Source organism: Paenirhizobium cremeum (assembly GCF_047553425.1).
In the GTDB taxonomy this organism is placed as follows: domain Bacteria; phylum Pseudomonadota; class Alphaproteobacteria; order Rhizobiales; family Rhizobiaceae; genus Allorhizobium; species Allorhizobium cremeum.
On sequence record NZ_CP180217.1, the window covers coordinates 3,851,413 to 3,865,000 of the forward strand.

The 13,588-nt window shown below is 61.8% G+C and carries 11 protein-coding genes (1 of these 11 cut by a window edge); 7 read left to right on the forward strand and 4 right to left on the reverse strand.

Annotated features, from left to right (window positions below; genetic code table 11):
- Positions 1 to 107 precede the first annotated feature (107 nt).
- The 6 genes from hslV (at position 108) to ACLBKR_RS18575 (ending at position 8,927) form a co-directional block, all read left to right on the forward strand.
- Complete coding sequence (hslV, locus tag ACLBKR_RS18550; protein ID WP_112830684.1) at positions 108 to 635, forward strand: ATP-dependent protease subunit HslV; 528 nt, start codon at positions 108 to 110, stop codon at positions 633 to 635.
- A 38-nt stretch (positions 636 to 673) separates the two neighbouring features.
- Positions 674 to 1,981, forward strand: coding sequence for an ATP-dependent protease ATPase subunit HslU (hslU, locus tag ACLBKR_RS18555; protein ID WP_414899957.1), 1,308 nt, complete (start codon positions 674 to 676; stop codon positions 1,979 to 1,981).
- Between the two features lie 159 nt (positions 1,982 to 2,140).
- Positions 2,141 to 3,091 (forward strand): DUF1402 family protein, encoded by a 951-nt coding sequence (locus tag ACLBKR_RS18560; RefSeq protein ID WP_113457747.1) that lies wholly within the window; start codon positions 2,141 to 2,143, stop codon positions 3,089 to 3,091.
- A gap of 34 nt (positions 3,092 to 3,125) precedes the next feature.
- Positions 3,126 to 4,544, forward strand: a complete 1,419-nt coding sequence (locus ACLBKR_RS18565; RefSeq protein WP_113447522.1) for a cytochrome P450 — start codon at positions 3,126 to 3,128, stop codon at positions 4,542 to 4,544.
- 91 nt (positions 4,545 to 4,635) lie between these two features.
- Positions 4,636 to 6,636: a hydantoinase/oxoprolinase family protein gene (locus tag ACLBKR_RS18570; protein ID WP_113447523.1), complete on the forward strand. Its 2,001-nt coding sequence runs from the start codon at positions 4,636 to 4,638 to the stop codon at positions 6,634 to 6,636.
- Positions 6,637 to 6,752: 116 nt separating this feature from the next.
- Entirely contained in the window at positions 6,753 to 8,927 is a 2,175-nt protein-coding gene (locus ACLBKR_RS18575) for a malate synthase G (protein WP_414899960.1), read from the forward strand.
- Positions 8,928 to 9,005: 78 nt separating this feature from the next.
- On the opposite strand, the gene ACLBKR_RS18580 is transcribed toward ACLBKR_RS18575, so the two are convergent.
- Positions 9,006 to 9,677: a L,D-transpeptidase gene (locus ACLBKR_RS18580; protein WP_112830688.1), complete on the reverse strand. Its 672-nt coding sequence runs from the start codon at positions 9,675 to 9,677 to the stop codon at positions 9,006 to 9,008.
- A 180-nt stretch (positions 9,678 to 9,857) separates the two neighbouring features.
- Between ACLBKR_RS18580 and ACLBKR_RS18585 the strand changes: the two genes are divergently transcribed.
- Positions 9,858 to 10,343 (forward strand): MmcB family DNA repair protein, encoded by a 486-nt coding sequence (locus ACLBKR_RS18585; RefSeq protein ID WP_112830689.1) that lies wholly within the window; start codon positions 9,858 to 9,860, stop codon positions 10,341 to 10,343.
- Between the two features lie 2 nt (positions 10,344 to 10,345).
- Here the strand turns inward: ACLBKR_RS18585 and ACLBKR_RS18590 are convergent, their stop codons facing one another.
- The 3 genes from ACLBKR_RS18590 to hrpB all read right to left on the reverse strand — a co-directional run.
- Positions 10,346 to 10,936, reverse strand: coding sequence for an ActR/PrrA/RegA family redox response regulator transcription factor (locus tag ACLBKR_RS18590; RefSeq protein WP_112830744.1), 591 nt, complete (start codon positions 10,934 to 10,936; stop codon positions 10,346 to 10,348).
- A 78-nt stretch (positions 10,937 to 11,014) separates the two neighbouring features.
- Entirely contained in the window at positions 11,015 to 12,319 is a 1,305-nt protein-coding gene (locus tag ACLBKR_RS18595; RefSeq protein ID WP_113486303.1) for an ActS/PrrB/RegB family redox-sensitive histidine kinase, read from the reverse strand.
- A 27-nt stretch (positions 12,320 to 12,346) separates the two neighbouring features.
- Positions 12,347 to 13,588, reverse strand: the 3' portion of a protein-coding gene (gene hrpB / locus ACLBKR_RS18600; protein ID WP_113486305.1) for an ATP-dependent helicase HrpB. 1,221 nt of this gene lie beyond the right edge of the window; 1,242 of the gene's 2,463 nt are visible here — the last part of the coding sequence; its start codon lies beyond the right edge, outside the window — the gene reads right to left on this strand; it ends in the stop codon at positions 12,347 to 12,349.

Genomic DNA, 13,588 nt, shown 5'->3' on the forward strand with positions numbered 1-13,588 from the left:
CGGCCGGAAGCGAGATTGTATTCGACGGCACTTCACCTACATAGGGCTCAACGGGGCCGTATCGAGCCCCCAGCAAAACGTCCTCAATGGGACCAGACAGGTGCCGAATGACAACGATTATTACAGTAAGAAAAGGCGGCAAGGTCATCATGGCCGGCGATGGGCAGGTGAGCCTTGGCCAGACCGTGATGAAAGGCAATGCCCGCAAGGTGCGGCGCATCGGGAAAGGCGAGGTGATCGCCGGCTTCGCCGGTGCGACAGCCGACGCTTTCACCCTGCTCGATCGGCTTGAAAAGAAGCTTGAACAATATCCGGGCCAGCTGATGCGCGCGGCCGTGGAACTCGCCAAGGACTGGCGCACCGACAAATATCTCCGCAACCTCGAGGCCATGATGCTCGTCGCCGACAAGTCCATCACGCTTGCGATCACCGGCAATGGCGACGTTCTGGAGCCTGAGCATGGAGCGATCGCGATCGGCTCCGGCGGTAACTATGCCTTTGCCGCAGCCCGCGCGATGATGGATTCCGACAAGTCGGCGGAGGAAATTGCCCGCCGCGCCATGGCGATTGCCGCTGACATCTGCGTCTACACCAACGACAATGTCGTGGTGGAAACGCTCGACAGCGACGATTGATCCGTCATCAACTCATTCCGACCTTTTGGAACATCGATATGACAACCTTTTCTCCCCGTGAGATCGTCTCGGAACTGGACCGCTTCATCATCGGCCAGCACGAGGCCAAGCGCGCAGTCGCCATCGCACTGCGCAATCGCTGGCGCCGCCAGCAGCTCGACGAGACGCTGCGCGACGAAGTGATGCCGAAGAACATCTTGATGATCGGCCCGACTGGCGTCGGCAAGACGGAGATTTCCCGCCGCCTCGCCAAGCTTGCCGGCGCTCCCTTCATCAAGGTGGAAGCCACCAAGTTCACCGAGGTCGGTTATGTCGGCCGCGACGTCGAACAGATCATCCGCGATCTGGTCGAGATCGGTATCGGCCTCGTGCGCGAAAAGAAGCGTGCCGAAGTCCAGGCCAAGGCCCATGCCGGCGCCGAGGAACGGGTGCTCGATGCACTCGTCGGCTCCACCGCCTCCCCGGCGACCCGCGACAGTTTCCGCAAGAAGCTGCGCAACGGCGAGCTCGACGACAAGGAAATCGACATCGAGGTGGCCGACAGCGGCGGCGGCATGCCGGGCTTCGAAATCCCGGGCATGCCCGGCGCCAATGTCGGCATTCTCAACATCTCCGAAATGTTCGGCAAGGCCATGGGCGGCCGCACCAAGAAGGTGCGCACCACCGTCAAGGCATCCTACGCCGACCTTATCCGGGACGAGTCCGACAAACTGATCGACAACGAGGTTATCCAGCGCGAGGCCGTTCGCTCCGTCGAGAACGACGGGATCGTCTTCCTCGACGAAATCGACAAGATTGCGGCGCGTGACGGCGGCATTGGAGCAGGCGTTTCCCGTGAGGGCGTCCAGCGTGACCTGTTGCCATTGGTCGAAGGCACGACGGTTTCGACCAAGTACGGCCCGGTGAAGACGGATCATATCCTCTTCATCGCTTCCGGCGCCTTCCATGTAGCCAAGCCTTCGGACCTTCTGCCCGAACTGCAGGGTCGTCTGCCGATCCGTGTCGAATTGAAGCCTCTCAGCAAGGAGGATTTCCGCCGTATCCTGACTGAGACCGAGGCGAGCCTGATCCGCCAGTACAAGGCGTTGATGGCGACCGAAGATCTCGGTCTCGAATTCACCGAGGATGCGATCGACGCGCTGGCGGATGTCGCCGTCAAGCTCAACACTTCCGTTGAGAACATCGGCGCCCGCCGCCTGCAGACCGTGATGGAACGGGTGCTCGACGACGTTTCGTTCAATGCGCCCGATCGCGCCGGTTCCTCGATCATGATCGATTCCGATTATGTTCGCGAACATGTCGGCGGTATCGCGCAGGATCTGGATCTGTCGCGCTACATTCTGTGACGCGGAAGCATCTATTTTCGTGCTTTTGCCCTGAAATCGCACGAAAGTGACATATCTCCAGGTCGACAACGGCGGCTTTGCTTATGTAAGTGAAGTCGCCGTTCGAGGTTTGCCTCACGGCAGCGGATCGGAAAGTGAAGTCTCGAGGGCAAACGGATCGTGGCACGTATTCTTTCGGCAATTCTTCTGGCACTGCTTGTCGTGATGCCTGCGGGCCTGCAGGCCGCGCCGCTCACCGTGCCCCCGGGGAACCGCAACGCCGAACAGCCGCCCGTTCCGGGTGCTTCCGTTCGCCGTACCAAGGCGGGCAAGACCACTTTCGACGTCAAATACGAAAAGGTGCGCGATCTCCTGGCATCGGACAAACGGCTGATGTCAAAGATCCGCAGCACGGCGTCTGCCTATGGCATCGATCCCATCCACATGATCGGCGCCATCGTCGGCGAGCACACTTATAATGTCGACGCCTACGACAATCTGCAGAGCTATTATGTGAAGGCGGCCTCCTACGCCGGCAACAGCTTCCGCTTTTCCTACAAGGGCGAAAACGTCGAGGATTTCGTCGACCGTCCGGAGTTTGCCGAATGCGCGGGGAAGAGTGACTCGTATACGCTCTGGACCTGTCGGGAAGACGTCTGGAACAGCGTGTTCAGGGGACATTCGGTTGGCGGCAAATCCTATCCGGACAATCGTTTCAGCGCGGTTTTCTTCCAGCCTTTTTACGCGGGCCAGACCTTCGGCCTTGGCCAGATCAATCCGCTGACCGCGCTGATGATGTCGGATCTCGTGGCTGAGAAGTCGGGTTATGACAGGCTGGACGAGACCGATGCGGCCGGCGTCTACAAGGCGATCATGGATCCCGATATTTCGCTTGCCTTCATGGCGGCGGTCATCCGCAAGTCGATCGATGATTACAGGTCGATTGCCGGCATGGATATCTCGAAAAATCCAGGCATCACCGCGACGCTTTTCAATATCGGCAGCTCCAGGCAGCGCGCCCAGGCGCTGGCGCGCAGGAATGCCGGTGCCGGGTCTCCGGTCTGGCCGGAGGAAAACTATTATGGCTGGTTGGTCAATGATCGGCTTGAAGAGCTGGAAAAGCTCCTCTGAAACGGGCCGGAACGGCCGCATCCGAGGGTAGAAGATGACGGAGACGGCCGAGGACAGCGTGAACGACGGCTATGAACCTCCGGCTCCTTTGCCGCGCAAGGTTCCGCCCTCGCGTCTCGAAATCATCCGCACCGTGCTACGCAACCCGCTGGAGCTCTGGGGTGAGCCGTCCTATACGCTGCCCTGGATCGAAACCCGCTTCTTCGGTCGCACCACCATCATCGTCAACGATCCGGATCTTATCCGCCACGTACTGGTCGACAATGCCGGCAACTATCCCATGGACGTGGTGCGCCAACTCGTGCTGCGTCCCATCCTGCGCGACGGTCTGCTGACCGCCGAAGGCAATATCTGGAAGCGCTCGCGCAAGGCGATGGCGCCCGTCTTCACGCCTCGTCATGCCAAGGGCTTTGCGCGGCAGATGCTGGAGAAAAGCGAGGAATTTGCCGCTCGCTATGTCAGCGCGGATGCCCGTGGCAGCATTCATGACATCTCCACCGACATGACGGAACTGACCTATCAGATCCTTTCCGAGACGCTATTTTCCGGTGAGTTGGCATCGGAGAGCGGCGACGTTGCCGCCGACGTGGATGCGCTGCTGCATCGGATGGGACGCATCGATCCGCTCGACATGCTGGCAGCCCCCACTTGGCTTCCAAGGCTGACGCGCATTGGCGGACAGCGCGTACTCGACAAGTTCCGCAGGCTGGTCCGCGATACGATGGAGCGCCGTCGGGCTGCGATCGCCCGCGATCCGGCGGCGGTGCCTCGGGATTTTCTGACCCTGCTGCTTGAAATCGAAGGCCCTGATGGGCTGACCACCGAGGAAATCGAGGACAACATCTTCACCTTTATCGGGGCCGGCCACGAAACCACTGCCCGCGCACTGGGTTGGACGCTCTATTGCATCGCCCACCTGCCGGAATTCCGAGAGAAGATGGAGGCGGAGATCGACGAGGTCATCGAAAGCGGCGTCGATCCCGTAACCTGGGCCGATCGCATGCCCCATGTCCGGGCCGCCTTCGAGGAGGCGTTGCGACTTTATCCGCCGGCGCCGTCGATCAACCGGCGGGCTCTTGAAGACGACAGGTTTGTCGCGGCGGACGGCAGGGTTCTGGACATCCGCGAGGGCGCCACAATCCTCATCATGCCATGGACGCTGCATCGCCATGAGTTGTACTGGGATCGCCCTCGCGTCTATGATCCTGCACGTTTCCTGCCAGAAAACCGCGAGCGCATCGGCCGGTTCCAATATCTGCCCTTCGGTGTCGGCCCGCGCGTCTGCATCGGTGCGACTTTTGCATTGCAGGAGGCCGTCATCGCACTTGCCGTCCTGATGCATCGCTTTCGTTTTACGCCGAAGGTTGGCACACGGCCGTGGCCGGTACAGAAACTCACCGTCCAGCCGGCGGGCGGATTGCCCATGCTCGTTGCTCCACGCGACCGGCCATAAATTGCCGTTTGTCAGCTAGCGCGCCGATATCCACCCGTGCATAAAGCGTAAAACCGCGTTTTGCGGCTTTCGGCAATGTGGGACATGGCGCGTGACACTTCATTACATGTTGGGCATCGATACCGGCGGCACCTATACCGACGCCGCGCTTTTCAGCGAGAAGGACGGCCTGATCGCCAAGGCCAAGGCACTGACGACAAGGCATGATCTGTCGGTGGGCATTTCCGGGGCGCTGGAAAATGTGCTCTCCGCTTCCGGCCTGCCGGCCAATGCCATAGGTCTCGTGTCGCTTTCGACCACCCTTGCCACCAATGCGCTCGTCGAAGGGCAGGGCGGACGCGCCGCCTTGGTGATGATCGGTTTTGGCCCGGAGGATCTGCGGCGAGACGGACTTGCCGACGCGCTGGGCAGCGATCCGGTGATCTTCCTGCCGGGGGGACACGATGTCCACGGCAACGAGACGCAGCTCGACATGACGCCGCTTGAAGAGATCCTGCCGGAACTGGCGACGGATGTGTCCTCCTTCGCCGTTGCCGGCTATTTCGCGGTCCGCAATCCCTCCCACGAGATACGGGTAAGGGATTTCATCCGGGAAAAATCCCATCTTCCGGTCACCTGCAGCCATGAGCTTTCCTCGAAGCTCGGCGGTCCCAAGCGCGCCTTGACGACGCTGCTCAATGCTCGGCTGGTATCGATGATCGACCGCCTTGTCGGCGCCTGCGAGGATCATCTTGAACATCGCGGTATCCGCGCACCGCTGATGGTGGTGCGTGGCGACGGCGCGTTGATTTCGGCGGCAGACGCGCGCCTCCGTCCGATCGAGACGATTCTCTCCGGACCGGCGGCAAGCCTTGTCGGAGCGAAATACCTGACAGGGCTCGACGATGCCGTGGTTTCCGACATTGGCGGCACGACAACGGATGTCGCGGTGATGGAAAACGGCCGCCCGCGCCTCGATGCCGATGGCGCGGTGGTCGGCGGTTATCGCACCATGGTGGAAGCGGTTGCCATGCGCACCTATGGCCTTGGCGGTGACTCCGAAGTCCGTTTCGACGATCGTGGGCTTGCGGCGCGGATCGATCTCGGGCCTCGTCGTTTCGTGCCGCTCAGCCTTGCCGCGACGCTGCACGGGGACGCCGTCATCGGCGTACTGGAACGGCAATTGCGCTCGGCCCATGTCGGTCGACATGATGGACGGTTTGCTGTTCGCACCGGCGTGCCGAACCATCTTTCTGCCGGGCTGCAGCCGCAGGAAGCAACCCTTTTTGCCCGTATCTCCGATGTTCCCATGGCTCTCGACCAGCTTCTCGCAGTGACGCAGCAGAAGGCGACGCTCGATCGGCTTGTCGCTCGCGGTCTCGTGCACATCTGCGGGATCACTCCCTCCGACGCGATGCATGTGCTGGGTAGGCAGGGTCAGTGGAACCGGCAGGCGGCGGATCTCGGCATGAAGGTCGCCATGCGGCAGAAGGATGGCACGGGAAAGCCTATCGCCGGCTCGTCGGAGGAACTTGCCCTGCGCATCGTTGATAGGCTGACGCGGCAGTCCGCTGAAGCCATTTTGTCAGCCTGCCTGGCCGAAGACGGTCTTGGCGACATCGATCCGGCCCGTTCTGTGCTGATCGACCGAGCCCTGAACCGCCAGAACGGTATTGCGCGTTTTACCCTGTCCCTCGACCGTCCGCTGATCGGCCTCGGCGCGTCCGCTCCCGTCTATTACCCGGCGATTGCCGAGATGTTGTCGGCGGCCTGTGCCGTGCCGGAAGCCGCCGGTGTTGCCAATGCGGTCGGTGCCGTCGTCGGACAGGTCCGCTCCACCGTGACGGTTTTCATCACCTCACCGGAAGAGGGGGTCTTCATCGTGGCCGGCGGGGGAGACAACCGGCAGTTTGCGGAAGAAGAAGCGGCGATGGCAGAGGCGGAGGAGCGAGCGTCACGCACCGCCCTTGAGCATGCGCGGGCCAGCGGCGCTGCGGATGTCGTCGTGGTGCTCGCACATGAAATCGATGCCCCCGAGATCGAAGGGCGGCGCAAGCTCATGGAGGCCCGGATCATCGCGACGGCGAGCGGACGCCCTCGCGTCTCCGAGTGATGCGGACTTTTTCCTTTTTGGAATAAATATTTGTTATTCGTGCTCGATTGACACTCAATAAGATCAGGGCATGCTCGCAGCACGAATTTGATATCGTATTGCGAGGAGAACTGGCGATGAGCCGCATTGAGAGCCACGGACTGTCCATCGACACGGGCCTGTATGATTTCCTGATCGAAAAGGCGCTGCCCGGGACAGGCGTGGACCCCGAGCGCTATCTCGCCGGCCTCTCGGCGATCGTTCACGATCTCGCGCCGAAGAACCGCGCGCTTCTTGCCAAGCGCGATGAACTGCAGGCGGCGATCGATGCCTGGTACAAGGCAAATGGCGCACCCGTCGAGATGGGCGCCTATGAGGCTTTCCTGCGCGAGATCGGCTATCTCCTTCCCGAGGGGGAAGACTTCATCGTGACGACAGCGAATGTCGATGCGGAAATCGCCGAGATTGCCGGACCGCAGCTCGTTGTGCCGGTCATGAACGCTCGTTATGCGCTGAATGCCGCGAACGCCCGCTGGGGGTCGCTTTACGATGCCCTCTACGGCACCGATGCCATCCCGGAAACCGATGGCGCTGAGAAGGGCAAGGGATATAACCCCGTCCGCGGCGCGAAGGTCATCGCATGGGGCCGCCAGCTGCTCGATGATTCGGCGCCGCTCGCCGCCGGAAAATGGGCTGACGTCACGGGCCTTTCCATCGACAAGGGCGCTCTGTTCGTCACGCTTTCCGGTGGCGGCGTTACCGGACTCGCGAACCCGGCACAATTCGTCGGCTATCGCGGTACGCCTGCCGCGCCTGAGGCGATCCTCCTGCGCCGAAACCGGCTGCATCTCGAAATCCTCATCGATGCAGAAGGCATGATCGGAAAGACCGACCCTGCCCATATCGACGATATTCATCTCGAATCGGCCATAACCACCATCATGGACTGCGAGGATTCGGTTGCCGCCGTCGATGCCGAAGACAAGGTGGTTGTCTACGGCAACTGGCTTGGCCTGATGAAGGGCGACTTGACGGAAGCAGTCACCAAGGGCGGCAAGACCTTCGTCCGTGCCCTCAACCCCGACAAGACGTTCACCGCTCCGGATGGCTCAGAACTCGTCCTGCATGGTCGCTCGCTGATGCTGGTCCGCAATGTCGGTCACCTCATGACCAATCCGGCGATCCTCGACCGCGACGGCAACGAAGTGCCGGAAGGCATCATGGATGCGGCGATAACCTCCCTGATTGCCTTGCACGACATCGGAGAGAACGGTCGCCGGGCGAATTCGCGCAAGGGTTCGCTCTATATCGTCAAGCCGAAGATGCATGGACCGGAGGAAGTCGCCTTCGCCTGCGAAATTTTCTCGCGCGTCGAGGAACTGGTCGGCATGGCGCCGAACACCATCAAGATGGGTATCATGGATGAGGAGCGCCGCACGACGGTCAATCTCAAGGAGTGCATCCGCGCAGCCCGGGAGCGTGTCGTCTTCATCAACACGGGCTTCCTCGACCGGACCGGCGACGAGATCCATACCTCGATGGAAGCCGGCCCGATGATCCGCAAGGGCGACATGAAGCAGGCGGCCTGGATCTCGGCCTACGAGAACTGGAACGTCGACATCGGCCTGGAATGCGGGCTCTCCGGCCATGCGCAGATCGGCAAGGGCATGTGGGCCATGCCTGACCTGATGGCCGCCATGCTGGAGCAGAAGATCGCCCATCCCAGGGCCGGCGCCAATACTGCGTGGGTTCCGTCGCCGACCGCGGCGACCCTTCACGCAACCCATTACCACCGTGTCAATGTCGCGGAGGTTCAGGTTGCGTTGAAATCCCGGCCGCGCGCCAAACTGGGCGATATCCTTTCGGTCCCGGTGGCACCCCGTCCCAACTGGACGGCTGAGGAAATTCAGCGCGAGATCGACAACAATGCGCAGGGCATCCTGGGCTATGTCGTCCGCTGGATCGATCAGGGCGTCGGCTGCTCCAAGGTTCCGGATATCAACAATGTCGGCCTGATGGAGGACCGCGCCACCCTGCGCATTTCCGCACAGCATATGGCGAACTGGCTGCATCATGGGATCATTACGGAAGCGCAGGTCATCGAGACAATGAAGCGCATGGCGGCCGTCGTCGATGGCCAGAATGCCGGTGATCCCGCCTATCGACCCATGGCCGGCAATTTCGACGATTCCGTCGCGTTCCAGGCGGCGCTGGAACTGGTTCTTAAGGGCCGCGCACAGCCGAATGGCTATACCGAGCCTGTCCTGCATCGCCGTCGTCGGGAACTAAAGGCAAGTCTTGCCGGACAATAATCGTGTGAGATCCGAGAAAAAAAGCCGCCGGGATGGCCGGCGGCTTTTTTGATTGTCTGGTGATAAAGCTGGTGACGCTTACTGCTGAACCACGACGCGGGCGTTCTTGCCGGGGCGGACGCGATTGTAGAGGTCGATAACGTCCTGATTCATCAGACGGATGCAGCCCGAGGAAGCGGCAGTGCCGATCGACGCCCATTCCGGCGTGCCATGCAGGCGGAACAGGGTGTCGCGCCCCTTGTCGTCGAAGAGATACATGGCGCGCGCGCCAAGCGGGTTGCTGAGGCCCGGACCCATTCCGTCCTCGACATATTTGGCGACTTCCGGCTTGCGTTCTGCCATTTCCTTCGGCGGATGCCAGGTCGGCCATTCCTGCTTCCAGGCGATATAGGCTTCGCCCTGCCATGCGAAACCCTGCTTGCCGACGCCGATGCCGTAGCGAACGGCTTTTCCGTTCGGAAGTACGTAGTAAAGGAAACGCTCGCGGGTGTTCACGACGATGGTGCCGGGCTTTTCCTTGGTGGAATAGTCGACGATCTGGCGGTGGAACTTCTTGTCGACCCTGCTGATCGGGATCGCGGGAAGAGCGAAGCCGGCATCGGTGACGGTGCCATATGAATCGCTGAAGATCTTGGTCGTAGTTGCTTCGGCGGCTTCCTTCGGCTCGGAGGATGTGGATGTGGTCGTGCAGCCGGCTAGGCCGAGTGTCGCGACAAGGCCGAACACGGTCAATGCATTGCGGAGGCGCATGGGGATGTCTCGTAGGGTTCAAGCTGGGAGATGGTGGGCTAAACCATCTTTGATTATGGTTTATTTTTGATTAAGTTCGCCTTGGCAAGTAGCGCGGACGAACCACGGGACTTCGGCAATGCAAAATGACTCCGCATTGCTTTTTTGCAACATGCCGCAAAGGTGCGCCGGGCATTATTCATGACGATTGTTTCTGTTGCCGTTAACAACCCGTTAATCGACGGACGCCAGTCCGAGCGCGCTCTTCTTGTGCGCCGGGGGGTGCAGGTGCTGCTGAACGAGATGCGTCTGGCGCTTTTGCCGGAGTTGTCGCTGGCGAACGGCCGACGAGCCGATCTGGTCGGCCTGACGGAAAAGGGCGAGATCTGGATCATCGAGATCAAATCCTCCATCGAGGATTTTCGCGTCGATCGGAAATGGCCGGAATATCGAGGATATTGTGATCGCCTGTTCTTCGCGACCCATGGCGAGGTGCCTCTGGACATCTTTCCGGAGGATTGCGGGCTTCTGGTGTCGGATGGTTACGGGGCGCACCTGTTGCGCGAGGCGCCGGAGCACAGATTACCTCCCGCGACCCGCAAGGCCGTCACCCTGAACTTTTCGCGCGCCGCCGCCCAGCGTCTGATGATGGCCGAATGGGCCGCCAGAACGTCACCGACGGAATAATCCTATTTCGGCGCGCGCTTGGCGAGAATCCGTTGAAGGGTGCGCCGGTGCATGTTGAGACGGCGGGCCGTTTCCGAAACATTCCGGTCACAGCTTTCGTAGACGCGCTGGATATGCTCCCAGCGCACACGGTCGGCCGACATCGGGTTTTCCGGCACTTCGGCCTTCTCGCCCGGACGCTGGGTCAGCGCCAGGAAGATGTCGTCGGCATCCGCCGGCTTGGAGAGATAGTCGAGAGCGCCGAGCTTGACCGCCGTCACCGCGGTCGCGATGTTGCCGTAGCCGGTCAGCACGACGATCCGCGTATCGCTACGCCGCTCCCGAATGGCCTCGATCACGTCGAGACCGTTGCCGTCGCCAAGCCTCAGGTCGACCACCGCATATTTCGGCGGCGCCGCCTTCGATTTGGCGATGCCCTCCGCGACCGAAGCGGCCATGTCGACGGCAAACCCGCGGGCTTCCATGGCGCGAGCCAGGCGCCGGAGAAAGGGCGCATCGTCATCAACGATGAGCAGGCTCGGATCGGGACCGAGGCTCTCGTCCAAATTGGTTGCGCTGTCGCTCTTCGAGCCGGGTGAAGCGAATTCTGTCATGACCTGCCATTCCTGCGGGGCACTCTGTTCATATTCTTGTCCGGTTATGGCCACTTATGACCGGCGGGTAAAGCCCTTTCAACGCCCTGCGTCCATCAGGCCGCGCGGCCAGGTGATCCTGACGCGCGCGCCCGGCCGGTCGGGACCGCCATTTTCAAACTTGAGCGTTGCGCCGGATCGTTCAAGCAGGGTCTTGGCAATGAACAGGCCGAGCCCGAGGCCCCCCGCCTTGTCGTCCCGCTGTCGGCTGGTCACATAGGGTTCGCCGATCCGCTGCAGCACGTCGGCGGAATAGCCTTCGCCATCATCCTCGATCGTGACGGCCACCCTGGAGGCGTCGTGCTCCACCGTAACGGTGACCTTCTCGCGGGCGAAATCGATCGCGTTTTCCACCAGATTGCCGAGACCATAGAGAATGCCTGCGTTGCGAACGCCGATCGGCTCTTTCGATCGATCCGATTTCTCAACCAGTTCCAGCTTGACGTCGAATTCCCGATGCGGAGCCAGCACCTCCTCGATCATGGAGGAAAGCGGCAGGCGGCGCATATGTTCCTCGTTTTCGGAAGGCAGGGTCGTCAGCCGCCGGAGGATGTCGCGACAGCGCTCGCTCTGGCTGCGCAGAAGCTGTACGTCCTCTCCGAAGCGCTCGTCCTTCCCGAGTTCACGCTCCATTTCCTTGGCGACAACGCTGATTGTTGCAAGCGGCGTACCGAGTTCATGGGCGGCCGCAGCGGCAAGGCCATCGAGTTGCGAGAGATGCTTTTCTCGCTGCAGGATGAGTTCGGTCGCCGACAGCGCATCGGCGAGCAGGGTTGCTTCCTGCGAAACGCGATAGGCATAAAAGGCGGCAAACGCCATCATCGAGGTGATCGAACACCAAACGCCGAGCTGCATCACGAGGTGGGTCGGCAGGGTTTCACCATTGTACCAGGGCAGGGGATAAGGCGTAAAGGCGAGCGCCGTGATGAAGAAGACCGCGAGCGCCAACAGCGCGACGGAAAGTCCACGGGGCTGCGAGGCGAACGAAATGATGACCGGAACGCAGATCAGCGGCGCGAAGGGATTGGCAAGGCCGCCGGTGATGAAGAGCAGCGCGGCGAGCTGTAGCAGATCGAGACCGAGCACGGCGAATGCGGCGAGCGGCTCCAGCCGATAGGTCGGCGGAAACACGACGGACAAGAGGAAGTTTGCAGCGGCAAGTGCTCCGATCAGAGCCGCGCAAATGGTCAGGGGCAGCGGATAGTCCAGCAGGAAAGCAACAACGAAGACCGTGATGCTCTGCCCCGCCACGGCCAGCCAGCGCAGACGCACCAGCGTCTGCAATCTCAATCTGCGGCTGGACGGTCCAAAATGCCTCGCCACGTCCTGAGTCGTCTTTATCATGCCGGAACTCCTTTGCCCTGTCGGCTCTCACGTACCACGCGGTTTGGCGCGTGTCGTCGGGGCAGCATCCGCCGGGTTCTCTGGCCAGGGATGCTTGGGATAGCGCCCGCGCATGTCGCTGCGGACATCTTTCCATGAACCGGCCCAGAAGCCCGGCAGATCCCGGGTGGTCTGGATTGGCCGATGCGCCGGCGATGTGAGCTCGAGCAGCAGAGGCAGCCTGCCGCCGCCGACCGACGGATGGGTTTTCAGACCGAACAGTTCCTGCACGCGGATCGAAAGCGTCGGTTCGTCTCCATCATAGCGGATGGGATGGCTCTGGCCGGTCGGGGCGGTGAAATGGGTCGGCGCGAACCTGTCGAGATCGCGTTGCAGCGCAGGCGGGACCAGCGACAGAAGTCCGTCGAACAGCGAACCGGGCGTTATATCGGCAAGGCTTCGGACATTCGTCTGGAAAGGGATGAACCAATCCTCGAGCCGGGCCAGAAGAGCGTCGTCGCCCATATCCGGCCAGGGTTCTCCCATGCTGCGGTAAAGAAAGCCGATGCGCTGCCGCAACTGCTCTCCCGTCTTCGAAAAGGGCAGCGCCGACAGGCCCAGTTGCCGGACGCCATCGGCAAGGGCACGTGCCGCTTCCGCGCCGCCGGGTTTGGGAAGCGGGGTCTCGTCGAACACGATGGCGCCGAGACGCGTCGTTCGCCGGGCGCGCACCTGTCGGCTTGCCGGATCGAAGAAGCATTCGTCTGCGGTGCGGATGGCCCCGGGCATCCGTTCCTCGACATCGTCACGGCGGATTTCCGCTGCGGCGAGCACCCGGCCCCGCGCCGCCTGGCCTGTCAGGTCGGCGATCACCAGCATCTGCGAACCGGCAAGCCGCTCGGTTTCCTCTATCTCGGCGCCGCGGCCATTGGCCATGACGAAACGCCCCCGTGCCCCGCGGGAAAGCGCAATCCGGTCGGGATAGGCATATATCAGCAGGCGCCCGGCGCTCGTATGCATGCCCTGAGGTCGCGCGCTACGCAAACCGTCTGCGATTCTCTCGGCGAGTCTACGGGCTCCCGAAGCGCGCTCGCTTTTTTCCTGCTCGAAACGCCGAAGACGCTCGTCTATGTCAAGGCTGGTGCCGCCGAGACCCTGTTCCGTCAGAAGCACGGCAAGCCGCGCGGCCTCCGCAGCCTGCCCGTTCTCCGCCGCTGTCAGCACCATGGCGGAGAGACGCGCGGGCAAGGCAAGATCGCGCATCGAACGCCCCTTGCCGGTAAGCGCTCC